The 13,597-nt window shown below is 64.8% G+C and carries 11 protein-coding genes; 8 read left to right on the top strand and 3 right to left on the bottom strand.

The features are described 5' to 3' along the window. Positions 1-377: 377 nt before the first annotated feature. Genes CK489_RS10080 through CK489_RS10100 form a run of 5 tightly spaced genes read left to right on the top strand, consistent with a single transcriptional unit; the run spans position 378 to position 5,242 of the window. Positions 378-3,110 carry a hybrid sensor histidine kinase/response regulator gene (locus CK489_RS10080; protein ID WP_095732197.1) on the top strand — a complete coding sequence of 911 codons (2,733 nt, stop codon included), beginning with the start codon at positions 378-380 and terminating at the stop codon, positions 3,108-3,110. A 14-nt stretch (positions 3,111-3,124) separates the two neighbouring features. Then, positions 3,125-3,595, top strand: coding sequence for a chemotaxis protein CheW (locus CK489_RS10085; protein ID WP_095732198.1), 471 nt, complete (start codon positions 3,125-3,127; stop codon positions 3,593-3,595). A gap of 43 nt (positions 3,596-3,638) precedes the next feature. Continuing rightward, complete coding sequence (locus CK489_RS10090) at positions 3,639-4,028, top strand: response regulator (protein WP_050632112.1); 390 nt, start codon at positions 3,639-3,641, stop codon at positions 4,026-4,028. 35 nt (positions 4,029-4,063) lie between these two features. Beyond that, positions 4,064-4,921 (top strand): CheR family methyltransferase, encoded by an 858-nt coding sequence (locus CK489_RS10095; protein ID WP_050632111.1) that lies wholly within the window; start codon positions 4,064-4,066, stop codon positions 4,919-4,921. Between the two features lie 3 nt (positions 4,922-4,924). After that, on the top strand, positions 4,925-5,242 hold the full coding sequence (locus tag CK489_RS10100; RefSeq protein WP_050404430.1) for a hypothetical protein: 318 nt from the start codon (positions 4,925-4,927) through the stop codon (positions 5,240-5,242). A gap of 164 nt (positions 5,243-5,406) precedes the next feature. On the opposite strand, the gene CK489_RS10105 is transcribed toward CK489_RS10100, so the two are convergent. Next, positions 5,407-5,715: a hypothetical protein gene (locus CK489_RS10105; protein ID WP_095732199.1), complete on the bottom strand. Its 309-nt coding sequence runs from the start codon at positions 5,713-5,715 to the stop codon at positions 5,407-5,409. Positions 5,716-5,868: 153 nt separating this feature from the next. On the opposite strand from CK489_RS10105, the gene CK489_RS10110 reads away from it, so the two are divergent. The 3 genes from CK489_RS10110 (at position 5,869) to CK489_RS10120 (ending at position 9,331) form a co-directional block, all read left to right on the top strand. Continuing rightward, entirely contained in the window at positions 5,869-6,501 is a 633-nt protein-coding gene (locus CK489_RS10110) for a response regulator transcription factor (protein ID WP_050632109.1), read from the top strand. Between the two features lie 243 nt (positions 6,502-6,744). After that, positions 6,745-8,484, top strand: coding sequence for an L-arabinonate dehydratase (gene araD, locus CK489_RS10115; protein WP_095732200.1), 1,740 nt, complete (start codon positions 6,745-6,747; stop codon positions 8,482-8,484). Positions 8,485-8,611: 127 nt separating this feature from the next. After that, the gene (locus CK489_RS10120; RefSeq protein WP_095732201.1) at positions 8,612-9,331 is read left to right on the top strand and encodes a ribonuclease activity regulator RraA; all 720 of its coding nucleotides are present in this window, start codon (positions 8,612-8,614) and stop codon (positions 9,329-9,331) included. A gap of 225 nt (positions 9,332-9,556) precedes the next feature. Here CK489_RS10120 and CK489_RS10125 read toward each other — a convergent pair whose 3' ends face one another. Next, positions 9,557-11,665 carry a S9 family peptidase gene (locus tag CK489_RS10125; protein WP_095732202.1) on the bottom strand — a complete coding sequence of 703 codons (2,109 nt, stop codon included), beginning with the start codon at positions 11,663-11,665 and terminating at the stop codon, positions 9,557-9,559. A 186-nt stretch (positions 11,666-11,851) separates the two neighbouring features. Next, a complete protein-coding gene (locus tag CK489_RS10130) occupies positions 11,852-13,570 on the bottom strand; it encodes an ABC transporter permease (protein WP_095732203.1) in 1,719 nt (572 codons plus the stop codon). Between the last annotated feature and the right edge of the window lie 27 nt (positions 13,571-13,597).

Consider the following 13,597-nt stretch of genomic DNA (forward strand, 5'->3'; position numbering starts at 1 on the left):
CGTAGCCGCAACAGACATCGACTATCGAGGCGGCGGGGGAAACCCCGCCGCCTTTGTTTTATGCGTGATCGACCTTCCGGCCGGCTTCAACCAAAGGGCGATCCGGGCTTGATACAGCCCGGCGCCATGGCGCGAATGTTTCGCTCGGCTTAACGGCACTGCGATTCCATTTGATTCAAATTGCGATGACCGATGGAACGGGCTCTTTCCCGTCCGGGTGGTAGACGCCTGAGACTGGCCGCGACGTCGTGCTGCATCGTCTGATCGCGTGACTCCTCGTCCGTATTTGCACGGACGGCAAAATTAACGTCGCCGTGAAGGCGGAGGAGTTATCGATGCGAGGCGAGCGTTCCGTAGCACCTTGAGGGGACCTATCCATGGACGATCTGTTGCGCGAGTTCCTGACGGAGAGCAGCGAGAGCCTGGATACGGTCGACAACCAGCTGGTGCAGTTCGAACAGGATCCGAACAACGCGAAGATCCTGGACAACATTTTCCGCCTTGTGCACACGATCAAGGGGACCTGCGGCTTCCTCGGGCTGCCGCGACTGGAAGCGCTGGCGCATGCCGGCGAGACCTTGATGGGCAAATTCCGCGACGGCATGCCGGTGAAGGCCGAAGCGGTGACGCTGATCCTGTCCTCGATCGACCGCATCAAGGAGATCCTTGGCGGGCTCGAGGCGACCGAGGCGGAGCCCGAGGGCAACGACCGCGATCTGATCGATCAGCTCGAAGCGATGGTCGAGCACGGCATGGCGGCGATGGCTGCTGCTGATGCCGCCGCTGAAGAGGACGTGCCGGTCGTCGAAGCGCCGTCCGTGCAGGCAGCAATGACCGAAGGCACGCTGGTGGTGCAGACGCTGGAGCGTCCGTTGCGTCCGGGCGAGGTCTCGCTCGACGAGCTCGAGCGCGCCTTCCGCGAGACCGAGACGGAAGTCGCCGCGCCCGCGCCGGCTCCTGCGGCGAAGGTCGTTGCCGCTGCAGCGCCTGCCGCCGAGGCCGCTGAACCCGCCAGGAAGCCGGCCCGCAAGGCCGCCGCCGAAGACGTCCAGGAAGGCGACAAGATCGCCAACCAGTCGATCCGGGTCAATGTCGATACCCTCGAACACCTGATGACCATGGTCTCCGAGCTGGTCTTGACCCGCAACCAGCTCTTGGAGATCTCAAGGCGTAACGAGGACACCGAGTTCAAGGTGCCGCTGCAGCGGCTCTCCAACGTCACCGCCGAGCTGCAGGAAGGCGTCATGAAGACGCGGATGCAGCCGATCGGCAATGCCTGGCAGAAGCTGCCGCGCATCGTCCGCGACCTCTCCGGCGAACTCGGTAAGCAGATCGAGCTCGAGATGCACGGCGCCGACACCGAGCTCGACCGCCAGGTGCTCGACCTGATCAAGGATCCGTTGACGCACATGGTGCGCAACTCCGCCGATCATGGGCTGGAGACCACCGCGGAGCGGGTCGCGGCCGGCAAGCCCGAGCAGGGCACCATTCGGCTCTCCGCCTATCACGAAGGCGGCCACATCATCATCTGCATCGCCGACAATGGCCGCGGGCTCAACACCGAGCGGATCAAGGCCAAGGCGCTCCAGAACGGTCTCGTCACCGAGGCTGAGCTGGAGAAGATGACCGAGGCCCAGATCCACAAGTTCATCTTCGCGCCGGGCTTCTCGACCGCCGCCCAGGTGACCTCGGTGTCCGGCCGCGGCGTCGGCATGGACGTGGTGCGCACCAACATCGACCAGATCGGCGGCACCATCGACATCAAGAGCGTGGCCGGCGAAGGCGCTTCGGTCACCATCAAGATCCCGCTGACCCTTGCGATCGTCTCGGCGCTGATCGTGGAAGCCGGCGGCGACCGCTTTGCGATTCCCCAATTGTCCGTGGTCGAGCTGGTGCGGGCCCGCGCCAACTCCGAGCACCGCATCGAGCGGATCAAGGACACCGCAGTCTTGCGGCTGCGCAACAAGCTCTTGCCGCTGATCCATCTGAAGAAGCTGCTGAAGATCGACGACGGCGCGACCCCGACCGACGCCGAGAACGGCTTCATCGTGGTGACGCAGGTCGGCAGCCAGACCTTCGGCATCGTGGTCGACGGCGTGTTCCACACCGAGGAGATCGTGGTCAAGCCGATGTCGACCAAGCTGCGGCACATCGACATGTTCTCCGGCAACACCATTTTGGGCGATGGCGCCGTGATCATGATCATCGATCCCAACGGCATTGCCAAAGCCTTGGGCGCCTCCGGCTCCTCGGCCCATGACATGGCCGACGACAATGCCAACGCCCATGCCGCGAGCGGCGAGCAGCTGACCTCGCTCCTGGTGTTCCGCGCCGGCTCCAGCCAGCCCAAGGCGGTGCCGCTCGGCCTCGTCACCCGGCTCGAGGAGATCGCAACCGACAAGATCGAGCTCTCGAACGGCCGCTACATGGTGCAGTACCGCGAGCAGCTGATGCCGCTGGTGCAGATGGCGGGCGTCGAGGTGCAGAGCCAAGGGTCGCAGCCGATCCTGGTGTTTGCCGACGACGGCCGCTCGATGGGGCTCGTGGTCGACGAGATCATCGACATCGTCGAGGAGAAGCTCAACATCGAGGTCGCGGGCTCCCAGGACGGTATTTTGGGCTCGGCCGTGATCAAGGGCCAGGCCACCGAGGTGATCGACGTCGGCCACTTCCTGCCGATGGCGTTTGCCGACTGGTTCTCGCGCAAGGAGATGCGGCCGTCGGCTTCGGCACAGTCCGTCCTTCTCGTCGACGACTCGGCGTTCTTCCGCAACATGCTGGCGCCGGTCTTGAAGGCCGCCGGCTACAAGGTGCGGACCGCGCCGAATGCCCAGGAAGGCCTCGCCGCGCTGCGCTCGGGGCAAAGCTTCGACGTCGTGCTGACCGACATCGAGATGCCGGAGATGAACGGGTTCGAGTTCGCCGAGAACATCCGCAGCGATCACAATTTCAACCAGCTGCCGATCATCGCACTGTCGGCGATGGTGTCGCCGGCGGCGATCGAGCGCGGCCGGCAGGCCGGCTTCCATGACTATGTCGCCAAGTTCGATCGTCCCGGGCTGATCGCGGCGCTGAAAGAGCAGACCGCCGAGTTGCGGCGCGCCGCTTGAAGGAAACAGCATCGATGACCAAGACCGAGACCAGTGAAGGCGCGATGGCCGAATACGTCACCGCCGTGATCGGCGGGCAGCTGTTCGGGCTGCCGATCTCCCGGGTGCAGGACGTGTTCATGCCGGAGCGGCTGACGCGGGTGCCGCTGGCCTCCAGCGAGATCGCCGGCGTGCTCAATTTGCGCGGCCGCATCGTCACCGTGGTCGACATGCGCGCCCGGCTCGGGCTGCCGAAGGCCGACGACGGCAAGCTGCCGATGGCGGTCGGGGTCGACCAGCGCGGCGAATCCTACGGCCTGCTGATCGACCAGATCGGCGAGGTGCTGCGGCTGCCCGACGACAGCCGCGAGGACAACCCGGTCAATCTCGATCCCCGCATGGCCAAGCTCGCCGGCGGCGTCCACCGCCTCGACGGCCAGCTCATGGTCGTCCTCGACATCGATCGCGTGCTCGAACTGGTGCCCAGAACAGCTGCTGCAGCGTAACGCTCCGCCGCGGAGACGGCGGATTCTACAAGGAGGCCAACATATGAAGACATGTCTTGTCGTCGACGATTCCGGTGTGGTGCGAAAGATCGCGCGCCGTATCCTCGAAGGAATGGAGTTCACCGTCATCGAGGCCGAGGACGGCGCGGTCGCGCTCGAAGCCTGCAAACAGGCGATGCCGGACGCGGTGCTGCTCGACTGGAACATGCCCGTGATGGACGGCTTCGAATTCCTCGTGCAACTTCGCCGCATGGCCGGCGGTGACGTGCCGAAAGTGGTGTTCTGCACCACCGAGAACGGCATCGACCACATCTCGCGCGCGCTGCATGCCGGCGCCAACGAATACATCATGAAGCCGTTCGACAAGGACATCGTGATCGCGAAATTCCAGGAAGTGGGCCTGCTGGCGCTCGATACGCCGGCCGAAGTCTGACACCCTGTTTCACCCTTTGCCTTTGCGAGGCTCCCGTGACGCCCCCCGACTATGAGTATCTGCGTAAGCTCCTGAAGGACCATTCCGGTCTCGATCTGTCCGCGGACAAGCAATATCTGATCGAGAGCCGCTTGCTGCCGCTGGCGCGCAAATGCGGCCTGTCCGGCATCCCCGACCTGATCGCCAAGATCAAGGCCGGCTCGTCGACGCACACCGTCCAGGTGGTCGAAGCCATGACCACCAACGAAACCTTCTTCTTCCGCGACAAGGTGCCGTTCGACCATTTCCGCGACACCATCATGCCCGAGGTCCTGAAGGCGCGGGCCGCGCGCCGCAGCGTCCGGATCTGGTGCGCCGCCGGCTCCACCGGCCAGGAGCCCTATTCGCTGGCGATGTGCCTCAAGGAAATGGGCGCGGCGCTCGCGGGATGGCGGGTCGAGATCGTTGCGACCGATCTGTCGCAGGAGGTGCTGGAGAAGTCGAAGGCCGGCATCTACAGCCAGTTCGAAGTGCAGCGCGGGCTGCCGATCCAGATGCTGGTGAAGTATTTCAAGCAGACGGGCGAGTTCTGGCAGATCAATCCCGAGTTGCGCGCGATGGTGCAGCACCGTCAGCTCAACCTGCTGCACGATTTCTCCCAGCTCGGCGCGTTCGATGTGGTGTTCTGCCGTAACGTGCTGATCTATTTCGATCAGGACACCAAGATCAACATCTTCAACCGTCTCGCCCGGTTGATGGAGGCCGACGGCTTCCTGGTGCTCGGCGCCGCCGAGACCGTGGTCGGCCTGACCGACACGTTCAAGCCTCTCCCCGAGCGGCGTGGCCTGTACCGGCCGAGCGGCGTGCGTGCGGCGCTGGCGATGCCGCGGCCTGCCATGGCGGTCGGATACTGAGCGATGACGGAGGACGGCAAATCCATCGAGCGAGTTACGTTCAGCCGGGGCGTCGATGTCTGCATCATGGCCATCGACGGCACCTGGCGGCGCGACTGCCAGCTCAATGCCATCTCCGACAATGACGCGGCGTTGACCGTCGAGGGTTCCATTCAGGGGCTCAATCTGAAGGAGTTCTTCCTTTTGCTGTCGTCGACCGGGCTCGCCTATCGCCGCTGCGAACTGGTCCGCGTCAACGGCACCGAAATGGACATCAGCTTCCTGAAGGGCAAGCCGAGCAAGCGGCGCTCCGGCTCCGACGAAGAGCGGGCCAGGGCCTGACGCCAAAGGCTGTCAACGAGGCCTGACGCCAAAGCCTGACCGGGCTGGGCGTGCCGCATCTGATGGAAATCAGAAATTGGAACGGATCGTCGCCTCGAGGGTTGGGGCGTCGTCGGGACGAACCGCACTGACGTGTCGAACCCGGCGGGGGCCGGTCCTGCCGATCAGTTCAGCAAGCGCGCCGGTGCGTCTGAATCGCGCAGCCGATCGAGCGCCCTGCCGAGGCCGGTGTCGCAAGCCCTCAGGGTCGTGGAGGCGACGGCGTAGCGTGGGGTGACGTCGTCAAGCACGACGATGTTGGCGGCAGCGTCCTGCTCGGCCAGAAATGCCTCGCGCGCGATCGCCGCCTCGATCAGCCGCAGGCTCGCCCGGACATGGCCGATCAGCGCGACCAGGTCCGCTACGATCAGGCTGTAGGGATCGCTACCTTCGTCCAAGCACACCGCAACGCCGTCCGCCGCTGCATTTTCCATGCATGTTTCTCCACTGCCCCTACTTTTAGGGAGCGCGGTGCTACTTGTGCGTTAAGCGGACGTCCCGTACAAATACGGGTCCATTGATCGAGATGGTCGAACTGGTTCTTGTGCAATCTGGGCAGCACGCTTCACCACTGATGGACGATGCATATGGTTGAGAATGGCGCTCCTCGCGGGGAAATCTTCGTAGTCGACGACGACCCCGCCGTTCGCGAGACGCTTTCCGTGGTCCTGTCGACCGCCGGTTACAAGGTGATCTGCTTTGCAGACGGTGCCGCGCTGCTCGCGGTGGCGCGCAGCAGGACGCCTGCCTGCATCTTGCTCGATGTGCACATTCCCGGCAAATCCGGTCTCGATATCCTGCGGGAGCTGCACGGCGAGGACTACCCGGCGCCGATCTTCATGATTTCCGGCCAGGGCGACATTCAAATGGCGGTCAGCGCCATCAAGAACGGGGCGCTCGACTTCATCGAGAAGCCGTTCCGCGGCAACGAGATCGTCAGCCGCCTGAATGAGGCGATCGACGCCTATACGAGACGCCAGGCCGAGACCTCGGCGTCGCGCATCGCTTCGCTGCACTTCCCGGGGCGTGAGCCGCTGACCCGCCGCGAACGCGAGGTGCTCGAGCAATTCACGGCCGGCGCCTCCAACAAGGAGGCCGGGCGTCACCTCGGGATCAGCCCGCGGACGATCGAGGACCACCGCGCCAACATCATGAAGAAGCTCGGTGCGCGCAATGCCGCCGATCTCGTCCGCATCGTGATGACGGCGCAGCAGAAGTAAGCCGAGGCCGGTCAGGGCTGGCTTGCGCTCCGGTTTCCACATCGCGGAGTTTGTGCGCCGCACGCTCGGCCGCGATGCGGATCTGCACCAAGTTGTGAAGCAGGCGCGGGCGGCGAACGACACGTCTGCGCCAGTCGCGGGACGACACGTCCGGAAATCCTGTATATCCGTGGCCCAGAGCATGTGCGCCGACGGCGCGCGAGCAATGTTGACACGCACGACCAAACACATGGCGCATCCAAGATGACCAAGAAGAACAAGACGCCGGATCAGTTGCGCAGCGCGCGCTGGTTCGCGCCCGACGATCTCAGAGCCTTCGGCCACCGCTCGCGCGCGATGCAGATGGGCTACGCGCCGGAGGAGTGGCGCGACCGGCCGGTGATCGCGATCGTCAACACCTGGTCCGACGCGCAGCCCTGCCACATGCACTTCAAGAGCAGGATCGATGACGTCAAGCGTGGCGTGCTGATGGCCGGCGGCTTTCCGCTGGAGCTGCCGGCGCTGTCGCTGTCGGAATCGCTGCTGAAGCCGACCACGATGCTCTACCGCAACATGCTGGCGATGGATGCCGAGGAACTGCTGCGCGGCCATCCGGTCGACGGCGTGGTGCTGATGGGCGGTTGCGACAAGACGACGCCCGGGCTGCTGCTCGGGGCCACCAGCATGAACCTGCCGGCGATCTATCTGCCGGCCGGGCCGATGCTGCGCGGCAATTGGAAGGGCAGGACGCTGGGCTCCGGCTCGGACGCCTGGAAATACTGGGACGAGCGCCGCGCCGGAAAAATCTCCGACAAGGACTGGGTGGACATGGAGGCCGGCATCGCCCGCAGCTACGGCACCTGCATGACCATGGGGACCGCGTCGACGATGACAGCTATCGCGGAAGCGATCGGCATGACCTTGCCCGGCGCCTCATCGATCCCCGCAGCCGATGCCAACCATATCCGCATGAGCTCGGAGGCCGGCCGCCGCATCGTCGAGATGGTGTGGGAGGATCTGACCCCGCAGAAGATCCAGAGCCGCAAAGCCTTCGAGAACGCCATCACGGTCGCGATGGCGATGGGCTGCTCGACCAACGCGATCATCCATCTGATCGCGCAGGCGCGCCGCGCCGGCCAGGACATCTCGCTCGATGATTTCGAGATCGCGAGCCGCAAGGTACCGGTCATCGCCAATGTGCGACCGAGCGGCGACCTCTATCTGATGGAGGATTTCTTCTACGCCGGCGGGCTGCCCGGCCTGATGAACCGCATCAAGCAGCATCTGCATCTCGACTGCTTGACGGTCACTGGCAGGACACTCGGCGAGAACATCGAGGGTGCTGAAGTCCACAACGACGACGTCATCCGCACCGTGGAAAACCCGATCTACAAGGAGGGCGCGCTGGCGGTGCTGAAGGGCAACCTCGCGCCCGATGGCTGCGTGATCAAGCCAAGTGCCTGCGATCCGCGCTTCCTCAAGCACACGGGGCCGGCGCTGGTGTTCGACGACTATCCGTCGATGAAGAAGGCGGTCGACGACCCCGATCTCGATGTCACCGCAGATCATGTGCTGATCCTGCGCAATGCCGGCCCGCAGGGCGGGCCGGGCATGCCGGAATGGGGTATGCTGCCGATCCCGACCAAGCTTGTGAAGCAGGGCGTGCGCGACATGGTGCGGCTGTCGGACGCGCGGATGAGCGGCACCAGCTATGGCGCCTGCATCCTGCACGTCTCGCCGGAGTCCTTTATCGGCGGCCCGCTGGCGCTGGTCAGGAACGGCGACCGCATCACGCTCGACGTCGCCGCCCGCACCATCGATCTCGATGTGCCCGAGGCCGAGCTCGCCAAACGCCGCGCGGAATGGAAGCAACCCGAAAAGCGCTTCGAGCGTGGCTATGGCTGGATGTTCTCGAAACACATCAAGCAGGCCAATGAAGGCTGCGACTTCGATTTCCTCGAGACCGGTTTCGGCAAGCCGGTCGGGGAGCCGTCGATTTACTGACGCTGTCATTCCGGGGCGCGCGTAGTGCGAACCCGGAATCCATCGGGCCGCATGCGCTGTGGTGAATGGATTCCGGGCCTGCGCCTTCGGCGCATCCCGGAATGACGAATGGAGAAAGCAACGCACCATGTCCAAACTCAGCGACACCACCCGCAACAAACTGAAATCCGTCTCCACCGCCACTGTCGCCACCGCGCTGTTCAAGCGCGGCTTGCGCATCCAGATGATCCAGGATGTGCATCCGCTCGGCCCGGATCAGCCGACCATGGTCGGCGAGGCGTTCACGCTGCGCTACATGCCGGCGCGCGAGGACCTCAATACGATCGAGGTGTTCCGCGATCGCGCGCATCCGCAGCGCAGGGCCATCGAGGATTGCCCGCCGGGCGCGGTGCTGGTCATGGACAGCCGCAAGGATGCGCGCGCGGCGTCGGCCGGCGCGATCTTGGTGACGCGGCTGATGAAGCGCGGCTGTGCCGGCGTCGTCACCGACGGCGGCTTCCGCGATTCCGCCGAGATCGCGCGGCTCGGCTTCCCGGCGTTTCACCATCGCCCGAGCGCGCCGACTAACCTGACGCTGCATCAGGCGATCGAGATCAACGTGCCGATCGGCTGCGGCGACGCGCCAGTGTTTCCCGGCGACGTGATCCTCGGCGACAGCGACGGCGTCATCGTGATCCCGGCGCATCTCGCCGACGAGATCGCAAACGAGACCTTCGAGATGACGGCGTTCGAGGATTTCGTCACCGAGCAGGTCCAGAACGGCCGCGGCATCTTTGGTCTTTACCCGGCGACGGATGAGCAGACGTTGAAGGATTTTGCGGTCTGGCGGAAGGCGAAGGGGCGGTAGGCGTCGCCGCCACACCCTCCGCTGTCGTCCCTGTCAAGCGATCGCCATGCTTTCCGCCGTCGTCCCGGCGAAAGCCGGGACCCATAACCACAGGGCGGAGTTTGGAAGGCTGGCCGTGCCGCGGTACTGCAACTTCCTCTCTCGATAGATCACGCGGTATGGGTCCTGGCTTTCGCCAGGACGACGATGGGGAGGGATCGCGCCAGCTAACTCGGCTAGACTGCCCTACGCCTCCGCCTTGTCAGCCATCCCCACCGCCCACAGCGCAAACGCGTAGACGATCGCGACTTCGTCGAGGCGGTTGAAGCGGCCGGAGGCGCCGCCGTGGCCGGCGCCCATGTTGGTGCGCAGCAGCACCGGGCCGCCGCCGCGCATCGTGGCGCGCAGCCGTGCGATCCATTTCGCCGGTTCCCAATAGGTCACGCGCGGATCGGTGAGCCCGCCCATCGCGAGGATCGCCGGATAGTCCTTGGCCGCGATGTTGTCGTAGGGCGAATAGGACAGGATGGTGCGGAAATCCTTCTCGCTCTCGATCGGGTTGCCCCATTCCGGCCATTCCGGCGGCGTCAGCGGCAGCGTGTCGTCGAGCATGGTGTTGAGCACGTCGACGAACGGAACTTCGGCGACGATGCCGGCGAACAACTCGCCGGCACGGTTGGCGACCGCACCCATCAGCATGCCGCCCGCCGAGCCGCCATGGCCGACGATGCGCTTCTCACCCGTATACTTCGCCTCGATCAGTGCGCGGCCTGCGGCGGCGAAATCGTCGAACGTGTTGGTCTTCCTCTCGCGCTTGCCGTCGAGATACCAGCCCCAGCCCTTGTCGGCGCCGCCGCGAATATGCGCGATCGCGTAGACGAAGCCGCGGTCGACCAGCGACAGCCGGTTGGCCGCGAACGACGCCGGCATTGCCATGCCGTAGGAGCCGTAGCCGTACAGCAGCAGCGGCGCCTTGCCGTCGCGAACGAAATCCTTGCGATGCAGGATCGAGACCGGCACCTGCGCGCCGTCATGCGATGTCGCCATGATGCGCGTGGTGACGTAGTCGGCCGGGTTGTGGCCGGACGGAATCTCCTGGCGCTTGCGCAACACGCGTGTCCGCGTCGCCATGTCGTAGTCATAGACCTCCGACGGCGTCGTCATCGACGAATAGGCAAACCGCAGATTGGTGGTGTCGAACTCGTAGCCGCCCATGGTGTCGAGCGAATAGGCTGCCTCGTCGAACGCGATCGCATGCTCCTCGCCCGTCTTGAGGTCGCGGATGATGATTGCCGGCAGCGCGTTGGCGCGCTCCAGCCGCACCATGTGGCCGGCATAGAGCTCGACGTCGAGCACATAGACGCCTTCGCGATACGGGATCAGGTCGCGCCAGTTGGCACGCTCGGGCGCGGCGAGCGGCGCGGTGACGACCTTGAAGTCGATGGCGTCGTCGGCATTGGTCAGAATGAACAGCTCGTCGCCGCGGTCGGCGATTGAATATTGCACGCCTTCCTCGCGCGCCGCGACGAGGCGCGTCGGCGCGTCGGGATTGCCGAGATCGATCAGCCGCTGCTCGGAGGTTTCGTGGTCGCCGCCGGCGATCACGCAGAAGCGGCCGCTGGCGCTCTCGTGCAGATGGGTGAACCAGCCGGAATCCTGCTCCTCATAGATCAGGATGTCATCGGTCTGCTTGGTGCCGAGCTTGTGCCGCCACACCTGCATCGGGCGATGATTGTCGTCGAGCTTGACGTAGAAGAAGCTCTTGGAGTCCGCGGCCCAGACCACGCCGCCGTCGGTCTCCTCGACGAGATCCTCGAGATCGGCGCCGCTGGCCCAGTCGCGGACGCGGATCGAGAAATACTCCGAGCCCTTGGTGTCGGCGCTCCAGGCATGGAGCTTGTGATCGTTGGAATGCCGGCTGCCGCCGAACTTGAAATATTTGTGGTCCTTTGCCAGCGCGTCGCCGTCGAGCACGACATGCGCCTCACCGCCGTCGCGCGGCGTGCGGCAGTACAGCTCGTGCTGGCCGCCTTCGCGGAATTTTCTGAAATAGGCGAACGGGCCGTCCGGCGACGGCACGCTGGAATCATCCTCCTTGATCCGTCCGCGCATCTCCTTGACCAGCCGCTTCTGCAAAGCGTCGGTATGGCCGAGCAGGCTCTCGGTATAGCCGTTCTCGGCTTCGAGATAGTTCCGGATATCGGGATCGAGAATCGACGGATCGCGCAGCACCTCCTGCCATTTGGGATCCTTGATCCACGCATAGTCGTCGGTCACCGCGATGCCGTGGGTGGTGAAGGAATGCGGCCGGCGCGGCGCGATCGGGGGCGATGTCTTAGTGGCGGATTTGGTCACACGATCCTCATGGTGCGGGGTTCCGCTTTATATCGGGATGAATGTGGCGATTGCCAGATGGGATGGGATGGTTGAGAGCCTCGATCTATCCCCGTCATTGCGAGCGAAGCGAAGCCGCCCATTGCGCCGCAAGCCGACAGGTGGATTGCTTGGTCGCTTCGCTCCTCGCAATGCCGGCGGTGCGAGCTACCCGTTCCGCAGCTTCGCGCCCGCGCTGCCGCCAGACATCGGGATCTGGTTCACCATGAGCACCACGGCGAAGGTGATCAGCAGCATCGCGATGCCGAGCACCGCGATCGCGGCAAGGTCGCCGCCTTCGTTGAGATCGTAGATCAGGACCGACAGGACCTTCGTTTGCGAGGTGAACAGCACGATCGCAGCCGATAGTTCCCGCATCACGCCGATGAAGATGAAGCACCAGGTCGCGATCACGCCGGTGCGCAGCAGCGGCGCGGTGATCTGGCGCAGCGCCTGCAGCCGCGTCGCGCCGAGGATGCGGCTGGCTTCCTCGAGCTCGGGATGGACGGTCGCGAACGCCGCCTGCAATTGCTGATAGGCCGAGGGCAGATTGATGGTGAGGAACGCCAGCAGCAGAATCCACAGCGTGCCGTACAGCACGAAGGGCGGCCGCGTGTAGCTCAGGAACAGGCCGACGCCGAGTACGATGCCGGGTACCGCGACCGGCGCGGTGGCGAGGAAGCCGAGCACCCGGTGGCCCGCGATCACCTTGCGGGTTGTGACATAGGCGATGACGAGCGCAAGGATGGTGCCGATCGTCGCGGTCGCGGTGCCGAGGATGACCGTATTCTTCAACGCAAGTTGCGTCGACGACAGCTCGGTGAATACGAAGATGATGTTGTGCAGGGTTGCCGTCGACGGCGTCACCAGCGTGGTGGCGTTCGGCGAGAACGCGGCGTTGAGCAGCGCGAGGTAGGGCAGGAACACCGGGTTGAGCAGCACCAGAAGACAGAAGCCGAGCGCCGCCCAGCGCCAGCCGCGCAATTCGACCCGGCGCGGTGCACCATATTTGCCGCCGATCACCGAATAGCCGCGGCGGCCGAGCAGCGCCTTCTGGCCCTGCAGCAGCAGGATGGTCAGCACCAGTAGCGGCACAGCGGCGGCTGCCGCGAGCTCGAGCTTCGGCGGATACTGGAACAGGCTCCAGATCTTGGTCGTCATGGTGTGGAAGCCGGCCGGCAGCGCCAGGATCGCGGGCGAACCGAACAGCGTCATCGCCTGCAGGAAGGCGATCAGCGCGCCGGCGACGAGCGCGGGCAGCGCGAGCGGGATGGTCACCCGCCGCGCCGTGGTCCAGGCGTTGCCGCCGAGGATCGCGGAGGCATCCTCGAGTTCGCCCGGCATGGTGTCGAGCGCATTCGCCACCAGCACGAACACGAACGGGAACGTGTAGCAGGAGATCACGAAGATGATCCCGGTCATCGAATAGATGTTGAACAGCGCGTCGGCGTCCTCGCCGGCGAACAGCCGGTAGAGCTGGTTCAGCAGCCCCGAATTGGGCGCTGCCAGCAATTCCCAGGCGACCGCACCGAGGAACGGCGGCGTCACGAACGAGGCCGTCACGAGCGCGCGGATGGTCTGCCGCCCCGGCATGTCGGTGCGCGACACCAGCCAGCTGATCGGCGCCGCGACGATGCAGCAGATCACCGCAGATGTCGTGGCGATGATCGCGGTCGTCAGCAACGGATCGAGGAAATCCGGATTGCTGAACAGCGTGACGAAGTTTGCAAGCGTCGGATGGCGGTTCTTGTCGGTAAAGGCGTACACCGCGAGCCATGACAGCGGCAGCAGGATCAGGAGGATCAGCACCGCGGCGAACAGCCACAGCACGGGGCGCGTCCAGTCGATGCGATGGCGAGGTGTGGGGGTGGTGGTTGTGAGAGTCATGCGCGGTATCTCTCCTCGTCATTCCCG

It is taken from the genome of Bradyrhizobium sp. UFLA03-84, assembly GCF_002289535.1.
Taxonomy (GTDB): domain Bacteria; phylum Pseudomonadota; class Alphaproteobacteria; order Rhizobiales; family Xanthobacteraceae; genus Bradyrhizobium; species Bradyrhizobium viridifuturi.

Bases quoted from the DNA above. Each gene is read 5' to 3' on its own strand.
- CK489_RS10080 (WP_095732197.1), top strand. From the start codon at position 378: ATGGACGATCTGTTGCGCGAGTTCCTGACGGAGAGCAGCGAGAGCCTG.
- CK489_RS10085 (WP_095732198.1), top strand. From the start codon at position 3,125: ATGACCAAGACCGAGACCAGTGAAGGCGCGATGGCCGAATACGTCACC.
- CK489_RS10090 (WP_050632112.1), top strand. From the start codon at position 3,639: ATGAAGACATGTCTTGTCGTCGACGATTCCGGTGTGGTGCGAAAGATC.
- CK489_RS10100 (WP_050404430.1), top strand. From the start codon at position 4,925: ATGACGGAGGACGGCAAATCCATCGAGCGAGTTACGTTCAGCCGGGGC.
- CK489_RS10105 (WP_095732199.1), bottom strand. From the start codon at position 5,715: ATGGAAAATGCAGCGGCGGACGGCGTTGCGGTGTGCTTGGACGAAGGT.
- CK489_RS10110 (WP_050632109.1), top strand. From the start codon at position 5,869: ATGGTTGAGAATGGCGCTCCTCGCGGGGAAATCTTCGTAGTCGACGAC.
- araD (WP_095732200.1), top strand. From the start codon at position 6,745: ATGACCAAGAAGAACAAGACGCCGGATCAGTTGCGCAGCGCGCGCTGG.
- CK489_RS10120 (WP_095732201.1), top strand. From the start codon at position 8,612: ATGTCCAAACTCAGCGACACCACCCGCAACAAACTGAAATCCGTCTCC.
- CK489_RS10130 (WP_095732203.1), bottom strand. From the start codon at position 13,570: ATGACTCTCACAACCACCACCCCCACACCTCGCCATCGCATCGACTGG.